The following is a 10,957-nucleotide window of genomic DNA, read 5'->3' as shown; positions in this document are numbered from 1 at the left end:
GTGCGCGCGGGTGGTGCGCGTCGCGGGGGGCGCCCCCCCCCCCCACCGCCCGCGCCCCCCCCGCGGGGCTCACGGGGCGCGGGGCCCACCGTGCGCGCGTACGGACCGGCTTCGACCGGCTGGCCGCCGACGGCTACCGGCTGCTCTCCGGCCGTACGGTCGGCGTCGTCACCAACCCGACCGGGGTGACCGCCGGCGTACGCCACATCGTCGATGTGATGCACGCGGACGAGCGGGTGGCGCTGACCGCCGTCTTCGGCCCGGAGCACGGCTTCCGGGGGACGGCGCAGGCGGGCGGCTCGGAGGGGCGGTACGACGACCCGGCGACGGGCCTGCCGGTCTACGACACGTATCTCAAGAGCGGGCAGCCGCTGGCGGACGTGTTCACCGCCTCCGGTGTCGACACCGTCGTCTTCGACATCCAGGACGCGGGCGCGCGCTTCTACACGTACATCTGGACGCTGTACGACTGCATGGAGGCGGCGGCGCTCGCGGGCAAGCGGTTCGTGGTGCTGGACCGCCCCAACCCCGTCACCGGCCGTGCGGCGCTCGGCCCGGTCCTGCGGCCGGAGTTCGCGACGTTCGTCGGCCGCCGGCCGATCGCGCAGGCGCACGGCATGACGGTCACGGAGCTGGCGCGGCTCTTCAACGGCGAGTTCCTGGACCGGCAGGTGGCGCTGGAGACCGTACGGATGTCGGGGTGGGCGCGGGACGACTTCTTCGACGTGACGGGGCTGCCATGGGTGCCGCCGAGCCCCAACATGCCCACGCCCGAGACGGCGTTGGTGTACGCGGGGACCTGTCTCTTCGAGGGGACGAACCTGTCGGAGGGGCGCGGTACCACGCGACCGTTCGAACTGCTGGGCGCGGAGGGCGTCGACGGCCGGTGGGCCGAGGCGGCGAACGCGCTGGAGCTGCCGGGGGTGCGCTTCCGTGAGGCGTACTTCGCGCCGACCTTCTCCAAGTTCCAGGGGAAGACGATCGGTGGCGTCCAACTCCACGTCCACGACCGGGAGTCGTTCGATCCGGTACGGACCGGGATCGGGCTGCTGGTGACGGCGAAGCGGTCGTGGAGCGGGTTCGCCTGGCGCTCCGACCACTGGATCGACAAGCTGACGGGCTCCGCCGACGTCCGCACGATGATCGACGCGGGCGCCGGTCCTGACGAGGTGGCCGGCGCCTGGCAGGACGCGCTGACCGCGTTCCGCGCCGTACGGCGGAGGTATCTGCACTACCGGTGAGGCTCCGGGTGGGCCCGCGCCGCGCTCTTCGCGGGCCGCCGTCCCCGGGCGAGGCCGATGAGCGAGGGACCTCCCGCGAAGCACCACAGGGCGATCACCGGATCGCAGATCGCGCAGCCCAGCGACGAGTCGTGGAGGAAGGGGATCAAGGGGCTGCCCTTGAGGTGGTGGACGATGTCCCAGGCGGTGTGGAGCAGCCAGCCGACGCCGATGAACGTCCAGGAGTCCAGGCCCCGGTAGGCGACGTAGGTGACGACCGCGGTGAAGGCGAACTCCGCCGCGCCCATGCCACCGCCGCCGAGGTAGGCGGCGCCCGCGCCGGCGACCATGACCGCGTTGAAGCGCCGCCGGTGCGGCTCGCGGATGAGGGACATGAGCAGCGCGTAGAGGATGCCGATGGAGACGGGCAGGACGTAGTCCATGTGCGGGCCTTTTCCGGGGGGTTGACGGTACGCCGCCCGCGCGGGCCGTCCGGCGCGCCGCGGGGATCCCCACGCTAGGGCCGGCTCCACGCACCCCCCAGGGGCAGGACGGACAGGCCCCGACGGGATACGGCCACCGCCCGCCCGTACGTCTCCCGCGCGCGATCGCGTACGCACACCTCGCACGGCCGATAACAGCCGGTAGTCGATCGATATCCGTGCGTCGCCGACGGGCGCCGTTGACCACGCCGTTCAGCGGCCGTGAGAGTGCCTGTCGTGATCGACAACACCCTGTCCCCCACATCCTCGGATCCCGCCGCGGACCCGCCGGAGAGCGCGGCGGCCCCGGAGAGCGCGCGCCGGGTGGCCGTGGCGAGCTTCATCGGCAACACCGTCGAGCTCTACGACTTCTTCCTCTACGGCATGGCGGCGGCGCTCGTCCTCGACGACGTCTTCTTCCCCAACCTCTCCCCCCTCAACGCCACGCTCGCCTCCTTCTCCACCTACGCGGTCGCCTTCGTGGCCCGCCCGATCGGCTCAATCGTCTTCGGCCATTTCGGCGACCGTGTCGGCCGCAAGTCCGTCCTGGTCGCCTCGCTGCTGCTGATGGGGCTGTCGACCGCGCTGGTGGGGCTGTTGCCCGGCTACACCACCCTGGGTGTCTGGGCGCCCCTGCTGCTCGTGGTGCTCCGCTTCCTCCAGGGCATCGGGATCGGCGGGGAGTGGGGCGGCGCGGTGCTGCTCGCCGTGGAGCACGCGCCGCGCGGGCGGCGCGGGCTGTACGCGGCGTTCCCCCAACTCGGCCCGCCCGTCGGGTTCTCCGCCGCCACCGTCGCCTTCTGGCTGGTCTCCGCGTCGCTCGACGAGGCGGCGTTCACGAGCTGGGGGTGGCGCATTCCGTTCTTGCTCTCCTTCGTGCTGGTCGCCGTCGGACTGGTGGTACGGCTGAAGATCGCCGAGACCCCGGTGTTCGCGCGGTCCGTGGCCGAGCGGGAAGCGAGCCGGGCGCCCACGATGGAACTTCTCCGATGCCACCGGCGGGAGTTGCTGCTCGGCGCGGGCGCGATGGCCGTCGTGTACGCGCTCTTCTACACGTCGATGACCTACAGCCTGTCGTACGCGACGACCGTCCTGGACGTGCCGCGCACCACGATGCTCGGGGTCTCCCTGGTCGCCTGTGTCTTCCTCGCGGCCGGTATCTGGCTCGCGGCCACCCGCTCGGACACGGCCGGGCGGCGCCGTCCCGCGCTCCTCGGGTGCGCGCTGGCGGTGGTCTGGGGGGCGCTGCTCTTCCCGCTGCTCGACACCGGGCGGCCGGTGCTGATGGCGCTGGCGCTGGGCGGTGCGACGTTCTGTCTGGGGGTGGCCTCCGGGCCGATGGGCGCGTACCTCCCGGAGCTGTTCCCCGCCCGGGTCCGCTACTCGGGCGCGTCCCTCGCGTACAACCTGGGCGGTGTCCTCGGCGGCGCGGTCTCGCCGCTGGTCGTACCGCGCCTCCAGCCGGCGTTCGGCTCGTCGGCGGTGGGCTGGTACGTGAGCGCGATGGCCGTGCTGTCGCTGCTGTGCGTACGGGCGCTGCCGGAGACGCGGGAGCGCACGCTGGACTGATCCCTTCGTCCCCGGTTCGCACGGAGCCCCGTGGGCCGGGCCGGGCGGCCCGGTCCGGCCCACGGGTCGTTCCCCCGGGTCATACCCTCGGCGGTCTCCGGCTCACCGGTGCGAGGGGAACTCGACCACCTGCTGGTACGTCGGCCTGTTCTGCCAGTTGACCTTCGGGTGGGTGATGCCGCCGAGCGCCCGGTGGATGATCGTGTCCGTGCACCACTGGTCGCCCGCCGAGCAGGAGTCGTCGCCCGGGTAGACCGTGTTCGCCGGTACCGCCGCCGCCGTCTTCAGGGTCGTCAGCAGGAGGTCACGGCAGGCGCCGAGCGAGCCGCCGCCGCAGTAGGTCTTCGGCGCGGCGCCCTGGACCGGGTCGCCGAGGACCTGCCGGAGGTCCTTGTCGACATATCCCCACCAGCCGTACTGGAACGACGAGCCGCTGTGCGCGCCCGTCGGGCCGTGGCTGGAGGCCGGGGACTCGTCGATCGGCAGGGAGGCCGTGAGCGCGGTGTAGAGACCGTCGCCGAGCCCCGGCCTGAACTGCGCCTCCACCAGCCTCGGCCACCACGCGTCCATCGTGCGGACCGCCGCCGCGTTGCCGTACGTGTGGGAGCCCCGCGCGGTCTCCTTGCGGAGCGCGCCCGCCGCCCGCCAGGTCTCCAGTTGCTGGACGACGGTGTTGAGCGCGGAGTCGGTGACGGGCGCCGAGCGGATCACCTTCAGCAGCTCGGGCAGCACCTGTTCGCCCCGCAGGTCCGCCAGGGCCGCGTCGGCCATGGCGCGGGTGAGGGAGGCGCGGGTGACGCCGCCCGCGGCGACCAGGGCCTTCACCCGGTCGTCGAGCAGATTCCCCCGGTGCACCGCGCCGTAGCCGAACCCGGCGGCGTCGTAGTCCTTGGCCTGCCGGTTGTTCCAGGAGATGTAGTAGTCCTGTCCGATCGACCGAGGGTGCTGGGCGAAGGGGGTGTACGCGGACTCGTTGTACACCGGGTCGAACCCCTGCCACTCGTAGGCGCGCTCCGCCTTCACCGGGAGCGAGGCGTCCACGCCGGACGCCCGCACCGGATTCAGGCCGCTGTTGTAGTAGGCGGCGGTGCGGGAGTCCGCGTAGAACCAGTTGAAGGCGTAGCCGACCTTGTGCGCGGCCTGCTGGAAGGCGGCCGCGTCCGTCAGATACGCGGGGTCGTTGAACATCTGGAAGCCGATGATCGAGTCGGCCTCGTGGCGGTAGGTGGTGCGCAGCGAGGTGTACGCGACGGGCTTGCCGCCGATGGTCGCGCGGTGCGTGACCATGCCGTACTTGGTGCGCCACACCTGGAGCCGGTACGAGCCCTCGGCGGTGGAGTCGGCGGTGGTGGGCTTCCAGGCGTTCCTGCGCTCCATCCTCTCCATCGGGGTGCACACGGAGCGGAAGAGGTACGCGGTGGACGCCTTGGTGGGGGCGGAGCCGTCCGGCTCGCACAGTTCGACCGCGTAGGTGTCGGTGATGTCCTGCTGCGAGGAGGTCGCGCTCCACGCGTAGTCCTGGCCGCGGCCCATCTGCACGTACATGCCGACACCGGCGAAGGACACACCGCGGGCGCTGAGGCCGGGGCCCTGGAGCTCCTGGAGCATCATCAACTGTGGCGCGAAATAACCGGTTTGGGGGCCGAAGACGGCGATCGGGTTACCGCTCCCGGTGTGCGCGCCGGAGACCATCAGCGCGTTGGACATGCCCCGCTTGGCGGAGAGCGACCCTGCGGGGACGACACCGTCGTCGAAGATGCCCTGGAGCGGCTTCAGCTTCTCGGGGGTGTCGACGGGGGCCAGGGTCCGGGTGACGGCCGAGCCGGTCCTGTCGTACACGAGGGGTTCGGCGGTGACGGAGCCCGCGTCGGGCAGGGCGGTGCCGCGCGGCTGGTCGGGCTTCTGGGCGTACGGGAAGCTGGTGCCGTCGTGGACGGTGAGGACGGCCTCGGGGTCGTTGCGCTGGCGGAAGGACTCCCAGACGGCGGTGCCCTCGGCCACCCCGTACTTCTGCTGGGCGGCGAGGAGGGAGAGCGCGGCCTGCACCTCGCCGCCGCCTCCGCCGCCGAACTGGCCGCCGACGACCGAGGCGATGGAGATCAGGTCGGTGAGCTTGAAGGGCTGGATCTCCCCGACGTTGGTGATGGAGTCGATCTTCCCGGTGAGGACGTACTCGCCGGGGAAGTAGCGGCCGTCCTTGGCCTTCTGGCGGTAGGCGTTGATGCCGTCGACGTACGCCTGCGCGTCGGCCATGGCCTGCTCGCCGCGCGCCCCCTGGGTGGACCTGATCCGCTCCATCTGGGCCTCGTACTCGGCCTCGGTGTACGGGGCGGCGGGCCAGAACTGTTGCTCCAGGCCCTGGTTGGCGAGGGCGCCGCCGGCGAAGGAGGTCAGTTCGCCGCGGCCGATGTGGCGGAAGAGGTCCATCATCCAGAGCCGGTCCTGCCCGGCCGCGTAGCCGGCGCCGAACTCGGTGCCGTAGCGGGTGGTGCCCTTGATGTGCGGGACGCCGGTCTTCTTGTCGCGGGTGATGGTGACGTCGGGGCGCGGCGAGGTGACGGACTCGACCTGGTCGGACGGTACGCCGAAGGAGGCGTCGTTGAAGAAGTCGGTGACCTTGGCGTCGGTGAGCCCGTCCTGCCCGGCCACCAGGGAGTCGTAGCGGGCGAGCTGGTCCGAGGCATGGGCGGGGAAGGTCCCGAACAGCCGGTTGCCGAGGATGTCGGCGAGGGTGGCGTTGCCGTTCTGTCCCGGCGGCAGGATGTCCGCGCACCGGCCCTGACAGTAGTCGGGGTCGGCGGCGCGGACGGCGGAGGCCGTGGCGGGGGTCTGCGCGGTGGACGGGGCGGGTGCGGCGGTGGCCTGCGACTGGGGCGTCAGCAGGGCCGCGCCCAGCGCGAACACGGCGGCGGCGGTGAGGGTGGCGCGGTGGGGTCTTCCGGTGCGTCGTCGCATGGGGTGCTCCTCGGGGAGGCCGGTGCGCCGGAGGTTACCGGCGGTATGACCCGCCGGTAAGGTGAGCATCAGTCACCTTTTCCGGATCCCCACACCCGATCCGCCCTCCGATTCCTGTGCATCGGCTTCGAAAACTGCTCGATATGAACCGGAATGACCGGATCCATGGCTGCCATCTGTTTTTTGATGGAGCCGAACGGGGCAGGCGTACGTCCATTCCTCAACGCCGAACAGCGACGGAGGTGGCGGACGATGGCCGGATTCCGGAGTCTCGCGAGACAGGTGCGCGACCCGCGGTGCGACCTGGCCTTGCGACGGTATTCGCTGCGCAAGTGCCTGGAGAGGTTCGCTCCTTACGGACACCGGGCGACCTGGGACCACCTGTGCGCACGGCACAGCATGGAGCCGGAGGACAGGGCGCCGGACCCGGCGCGGCTGACAGCCGCGCTGGAGGAGCTGGAAGAGGCGCGGGCCGTCTGGCTCGCGTACGAGATGGAGTTCGCCGAGCGGCGCAGGCGCGAGAAGCACGACGGGCTGAGGCGGCCCGGGAGCTGCGACGACTGGCACCGGCGGACCTGGGGCGGGAACGGCGTCGCACGGTGCGACGATCCGGCGGTCCATCCGTCGGAATCGCTCGCCGAGGTACTGCGCCGGCTGATCTCGGGGCTGGAGAGCGGTCCCGGCGCTTCCTGCCCCGTCTGCGCGGAGCGAGGGTTCGTCTGGCGGCCCGACCTGTCGAACGAGCCGTGGTCGGGGCCGGTCTGCACGGGGTGCGGCATCGTCGTACCGCTGCCGGTCCTCACGTCCGAGGCGCTGGCCCGGGCGAAGCGGATGCGGCTGAAGGACCTGGCGTCGGTGGCATAGGACCTGTGGGGGCGGGTCCGGGACGCGGCACGCCCCCACGGAGTCGGTACGGCGCACGGCCCGCGGGCCCGCCCGGGGTCACCCCTGAGCCGGGCCGGCGTTCTTGGTGACACGGCGCTCGGGCATCAGGCGCGAGCCCGTCAGCCGCTCACCGAAGATGTCGTCCGGGTTGGACAGGACGCAGGTCTCCAGGGAGAGACAGCCGCAGCCGATGCAGTCCGTGAGATGGTCCCGCAGCCGGCCGAGCTGCTTGATGCGTTCGTCCAGCGCCGCGCGCCACGCCTCCGAGAGCCTGGCCCAGTCGTCGCGGTTGGGGGTGCGCTCCTCGGGGAGGCCCGCCAGGGCGTCGCGGATCGTCGCGAGCGGGATGCCGACCCGCTGGGCCGCGCGTACGAAGGCCACCCGGCGCAGCATGTCCCGGGAGTAGCGGCGCTGGTTGCCGCTCGTCCTGCGACTGGTGATCAGCCCTTTGGCCTCGTAGAAATGCAGGGCCGAGACGGCGGCGCCGCTGCGCGCCGACAACTGTCCGACCGTGAGTTCGCTGATCGTCTCCGGGATCTGTGGCATCCCTCGGAGCCTACTGCCCTCGTTGACATCGGCGGGCCCGCGCCACATGCTCATGCTGAGCAAGCGCTTGGACAGATGGACGGGCGCGGATTTCCACTCCTTCGAGAGGCGGCACCAGGGACATGGCCGAGCCGAGGATCTTCACCTCAGCCGAGGAGCTGCGCGCCGGGGTCGGCGAGCAGTTGGGGCACAGCGACTGGCTGGAGGTCGACCAGAAGCGGATCGACCTCTTCGCCGAGGCGACCGGCGACCACCAGTGGATCCACGTGGACCCGGAGCGCGCCGCGACCGGCCCGTTCGGGACGACGATCGCGCACGGCTATCTGACGCTGTCGCTGCTGCCCGTGCTCGTACCGCAGGTCGTCCGCGTCGAGAACGTGAAGATGGGCATCAACTACGGTACGAACAAGGTCCGTTTCCCCTCCCCCGTGCCGGTCGGCTCGCGGCTGCGGGCGACGGCCGTCCTGAAGGACGTCTCGGAGGCGGGCGGCGGCGTCCAGATCACCACCCTCGTCACGGTCGAGCGCGAGGGCGGCGACAAGCCGGCCTGTGTGGCGGAGTCCGTGTCGCGCTACTTCTTCTGAGCCACGGCCGGGCGGACGGGCGCTCCGGCCGGCGGCACGGAGACCATGCGCAGGACGAGGTCGGCGTAGAGCGCGCCGACCTCGTCGGGCGTCCGGGGGCCCGCCGCGTTGAACCAGCGCGCCACGTCGATGCAGAGCGAGAGCACCGCGAGCGTCGTGCCGGGCACGTCGGGGACGTCGAACTCGCCGTCCCGTACGCCGTCGACGAGGATCCGCCGTATCGCCGCGTTGCTGCTGCGCCGCAGTTCGACGATCTCCGCGCGGTGCTCGGCGCCGAGGGCGTCCAGCTCGTACTGGACGACGCGCGCCGTGGTGTGCCGTTCCGCGTGCCAGCGGACGAAGGTGCGGACGGCTTCGGAGAGGCGATGGGCCGCCGTGCCCTCGCCGTCCGCCGCGGCCGTCAGCAGCTCCAGGGCGCTGTCGTGGCCGATCCGGCTGATGCGGTGGAGCAGTTCTTCCTTCGTCTTGTAGTGGATGTAGAGCGCCGCCGGGCTCATCCCCGCGCGGCCCGCGATGTCGCGGGTGGTGGTGGCGTGGTAGCCGCGCTCGGCGAACGCCTCGACGGCGGCGACCAGCAGCTTCCTGGCCGCCTCAGGGGTGACCTCACCCCACGGCGTGTGCTCGCCGTCCGCAGCCTGCTCCGCCGTGCGCATCGCACGCCCCTTCCGTTCGGCCGTCCATTCGACAGGACGCACACCATACCCCGGCGGTGAGCAAGCGCTTAGAGCTTCTGGAAGGGGTCGTGCTCGGCGAGGATCTTCTCCAGCCTGGCCTGGTCGACCCGGCTGACGAGCTGTCCGGCCTCCTGGCGGTCCCTGATCACCTTGGCGAGGGTGAACGCCGAGGTGGTGAGGTAGAGGACGGCGATACCGAGGAAGCCCCGCACCCAGGCGCTGGCGTCGAGCTTGACGATACCGACGGTCATGGCCACGAGCGCGAGGCCGAAGGAGGCGACGGCCTGCACGTAGTAGGCGGGGCTGATCTGCTGCTTGACGGGCGTGTCGGTCATGGTCACAGCTTCCGCCGCTGTGGCGGGGGCCACATCCGTACGGGTACTCAGGGCGGGTACTCAGGCGCCCCCGGGCGTCAGCGCGCCGGGTTCCCGGTGTCGATGTCCTTCATCGTGAGGTGGGACTGGAGGCGGTGGACCGCGGGCAGGCCGCCGAGCTTCTCGATGAGGAACATCTCGTAGGCCGCGTGGTCCTCGACGGCGACGCGGAGGAAGTAGTCGGGGCGGCCGTACATCCGGCGGAATTCGACGACCTCCTCGTAGCCCGCCACGGTGTCCTCGAACTCCTGCACCGTGGCGCGGTCCTGGGCCTGTGTCTCCACGTCGACGAGGACTTCGAGCCCGCGGCCCAGGGCCACGGGGTCCACGACGGCCCGGTACCCGGAGATGATCCCCGCTTCCTCCAGGCGCTTCACCCGGCGCAGGCACGGGGGCGGGGTGAGTCCGACCCGTCCCGCCAGCTCCACGTTGGTCAGCCGCCCGTCCCGGCGCAACTGGAACAAGATTTCACGGTCGATCGAATCCAGGCGCACATTATTGCTCATAAGCAAACTCTAGAGCATTAACACACAACCATATGAGGCGATGAATTTCCTAGAATTGCTCCATGGAAACCGCGAAGGCCGTGGCCGGCCCCACCGACACCGCGTCCCCGGTCCCCTCGGGCCGGGGCGGGGAGGCCCGGGCCGCGCTCAGGGACTCCGCCTCCGTGGGTCTCGGCATGGTCCCGCTCGGGCTGGCCTTCGGGGCGCTCGTCGTCCGGTCCGGGCTGGACTGGTGGTGGGCCGGGCTCTCGGCGGCGCTGATATACGGCGGGTCGTTCGAGTTCCTGCTGATCGGCATGGTGGGCGCCGCCGCCCCACTGGCGTCCGTGGCGGTGGCCGCCTTCCTGGTCAACGCCCGCCATGTCTTCTACGCCCTCTCCTTCCCCCTGCACCGCGTCCGGGGGCGCCTCGCCAGGACGTACAGCACCTTCGCGCTCACCGACGAGGCGTACGCGCTGACCGGAACGGAACGGTCCCGCACCTGGTCGGGCCCGCACATCCTGTGGACGCAGTTCTTCATGCACCTGTACTGGGCCGGCGGCGCGACGGCCGGAGCCCTGCTCGGCTCGCTCGTCCCGGGCGGCGTCACCGGGCTGGACTTCGCCCTGACCGCGCTCTTCACCGTCCTCGCCCTGGACGCGCTGCGCGCCTCACGCCGCGACCTGCCCACCCCCGTACTGGCCCTCCTCAGCGCGGTCGCGGCCCGTCTGCTCCTCCCCGGCCAGATGCTCCTGGCCGCCTTCGTGCTCTTCACCGCCGGGCTCCTCGCCCGCCGCCTCGCCACCGTCCGGAGGTCCCGCCGTGTCTGACACCGCCTACGCCGTCGCCGCGGTCCTCGTCAGCGCCGCGGTCACCTGGGCCCTGCGCGCCCTGCCCTTCGCGGCGTCGGCCCCGCTGCGCGCCAGCGGCACCGTGCGGTACCTGAGCACCCGGATGCCCGCCGGGGTCATGGTGATCCTGGTCGCCTACTGCCTGCGCGACCTCCCGGTGACCGAAGCGCGCGTGCTCGCCCCGCTCACCGCCCTGGCCGTCACCGTCGGCCTGCACCTGTGGCGCCGTAACGCGCTGCTGAGCATTCTCGGCGGCACGGCGACCCATGTCGTCCTGGCCGGCACCCTCTTCGCCGGCTGAGGCGCGCGCACCGGCCCCGCGGCGGGCGGAC

12 protein-coding genes are annotated in these 10,957 nt (G+C 71.7%); 6 read left to right on the top strand and 6 right to left on the bottom strand.

The features are described from left to right. The coding region (locus tag ACFXPK_RS25385) for an exo-beta-N-acetylmuramidase NamZ domain-containing protein (protein WP_385078904.1) at nucleotides 1–1,241 on the top strand (1,241 nt) is incomplete at its 5' end. Here the strand turns inward: ACFXPK_RS25385 and ACFXPK_RS25380 are convergent. After that, on the bottom strand, nucleotides 1,232–1,663 hold the full coding sequence (locus ACFXPK_RS25380) for a DUF6010 family protein (protein ID WP_384993310.1): 432 nt from the start codon (nucleotides 1,661–1,663) through the stop codon (nucleotides 1,232–1,234). The two genes, ACFXPK_RS25385 and ACFXPK_RS25380, sit on opposite strands and share 10 nt — an antisense overlap. A 291-nt stretch (nucleotides 1,664–1,954) precedes the next feature. On the opposite strand from ACFXPK_RS25380, the gene ACFXPK_RS25375 reads away from it, so the two are divergent. Next, nucleotides 1,955–3,271 (top strand): MFS transporter, encoded by a 1,317-nt coding sequence (locus ACFXPK_RS25375; RefSeq protein ID WP_385078910.1) that lies wholly within the window; start codon nucleotides 1,955–1,957, stop codon nucleotides 3,269–3,271. A gap of 102 nt (nucleotides 3,272–3,373) precedes the next feature. Here ACFXPK_RS25375 and ACFXPK_RS25370 read toward each other — a convergent pair whose 3' ends face one another. Beyond that, nucleotides 3,374–6,226 carry a penicillin acylase family protein gene (locus ACFXPK_RS25370; RefSeq protein ID WP_385078901.1) on the bottom strand — a complete coding sequence of 951 codons (2,853 nt, stop codon included), beginning with the start codon at nucleotides 6,224–6,226 and terminating at the stop codon, nucleotides 3,374–3,376. Between the two features lie 252 nt (nucleotides 6,227–6,478). On the opposite strand from ACFXPK_RS25370, the gene ACFXPK_RS25365 reads away from it, so the two are divergent. Beyond that, nucleotides 6,479–7,090, top strand: a complete 612-nt coding sequence (locus ACFXPK_RS25365) for a hypothetical protein (protein WP_384993304.1) — start codon at nucleotides 6,479–6,481, stop codon at nucleotides 7,088–7,090. A 78-nt stretch (nucleotides 7,091–7,168) separates the two neighbouring features. On the opposite strand, the gene soxR is transcribed toward ACFXPK_RS25365, so the two are convergent. Beyond that, entirely contained in the window at nucleotides 7,169–7,657 is a 489-nt protein-coding gene (soxR, locus tag ACFXPK_RS25360) for a redox-sensitive transcriptional activator SoxR (protein WP_384993301.1), read from the bottom strand. Nucleotides 7,658–7,779: 122 nt separating this feature from the next. Between soxR and ACFXPK_RS25355 the strand changes: the two genes are divergently transcribed. Beyond that, on the top strand, nucleotides 7,780–8,241 hold the full coding sequence (locus tag ACFXPK_RS25355; RefSeq protein ID WP_384993298.1) for a MaoC family dehydratase: 462 nt from the start codon (nucleotides 7,780–7,782) through the stop codon (nucleotides 8,239–8,241). Here ACFXPK_RS25355 and ACFXPK_RS25350 read toward each other — a convergent pair. The 3 genes from ACFXPK_RS25350 to ACFXPK_RS25340 all read right to left on the bottom strand — a co-directional run bounded on the left by ACFXPK_RS25350 (nucleotide 8,229) and on the right by ACFXPK_RS25340 (nucleotide 9,795). Further along, nucleotides 8,229–8,894: a TetR/AcrR family transcriptional regulator gene (locus ACFXPK_RS25350; RefSeq protein WP_385078897.1), complete on the bottom strand. Its 666-nt coding sequence runs from the start codon at nucleotides 8,892–8,894 to the stop codon at nucleotides 8,229–8,231. The genes ACFXPK_RS25355 and ACFXPK_RS25350 overlap by 13 nt on opposite strands. 68 nt (nucleotides 8,895–8,962) lie before the next feature. Next, complete coding sequence (locus tag ACFXPK_RS25345; protein ID WP_384993293.1) at nucleotides 8,963–9,250, bottom strand: YiaA/YiaB family inner membrane protein; 288 nt, start codon at nucleotides 9,248–9,250, stop codon at nucleotides 8,963–8,965. A 77-nt stretch (nucleotides 9,251–9,327) separates the two neighbouring features. After that, a complete protein-coding gene (locus ACFXPK_RS25340; RefSeq protein ID WP_385078893.1) occupies nucleotides 9,328–9,795 on the bottom strand; it encodes an Lrp/AsnC family transcriptional regulator in 468 nt (155 codons plus the stop codon). Between the two features lie 176 nt (nucleotides 9,796–9,971). Here ACFXPK_RS25340 and ACFXPK_RS25335 point away from each other — a divergent pair, with 176 nt between their 5' ends. Then, nucleotides 9,972–10,604 (top strand): AzlC family ABC transporter permease, encoded by a 633-nt coding sequence (locus ACFXPK_RS25335; protein ID WP_385078907.1) that lies wholly within the window; start codon nucleotides 9,972–9,974, stop codon nucleotides 10,602–10,604. Continuing rightward, complete coding sequence (locus ACFXPK_RS25330) at nucleotides 10,597–10,926, top strand: branched-chain amino acid transporter permease (RefSeq protein ID WP_384993286.1); 330 nt, start codon at nucleotides 10,597–10,599, stop codon at nucleotides 10,924–10,926. The genes ACFXPK_RS25335 and ACFXPK_RS25330 overlap by 8 nt, the downstream gene beginning before the upstream one ends. Nucleotides 10,927–10,957 lie beyond the last annotated feature (31 nt).

It is taken from the genome of Streptomyces sp. NPDC059142 (genome assembly GCF_042755665.1).
In the GTDB taxonomy this organism is placed as follows: domain Bacteria; phylum Actinomycetota; class Actinomycetes; order Streptomycetales; family Streptomycetaceae; genus Streptomyces.
Note: the sequence above shows the minus strand (reverse complement) of the source record. Positions and strands in the feature narration are given on the sequence as shown.

Bases quoted from the DNA above. Each gene is read 5' to 3' on its own strand.
- ACFXPK_RS25380 (WP_384993310.1), bottom strand. From the start codon at position 1,663: ATGGACTACGTCCTGCCCGTCTCCATCGGCATCCTCTACGCGCTGCTC.
- ACFXPK_RS25370 (WP_385078901.1), bottom strand. From the start codon at position 6,226: ATGCGACGACGCACCGGAAGACCCCACCGCGCCACCCTCACCGCCGCC.
- ACFXPK_RS25365 (WP_384993304.1), top strand. From the start codon at position 6,479: ATGGCCGGATTCCGGAGTCTCGCGAGACAGGTGCGCGACCCGCGGTGC.
- soxR (WP_384993301.1), bottom strand. From the start codon at position 7,657: ATGCCACAGATCCCGGAGACGATCAGCGAACTCACGGTCGGACAGTTG.
- ACFXPK_RS25355 (WP_384993298.1), top strand. From the start codon at position 7,780: ATGGCCGAGCCGAGGATCTTCACCTCAGCCGAGGAGCTGCGCGCCGGG.
- ACFXPK_RS25350 (WP_385078897.1), bottom strand. From the start codon at position 8,894: ATGCGCACGGCGGAGCAGGCTGCGGACGGCGAGCACACGCCGTGGGGT.
- ACFXPK_RS25345 (WP_384993293.1), bottom strand. From the start codon at position 9,250: ATGACCGACACGCCCGTCAAGCAGCAGATCAGCCCCGCCTACTACGTG.
- ACFXPK_RS25340 (WP_385078893.1), bottom strand. From the start codon at position 9,795: ATGAGCAATAATGTGCGCCTGGATTCGATCGACCGTGAAATCTTGTTC.
- ACFXPK_RS25335 (WP_385078907.1), top strand. From the start codon at position 9,972: ATGGTCCCGCTCGGGCTGGCCTTCGGGGCGCTCGTCGTCCGGTCCGGG.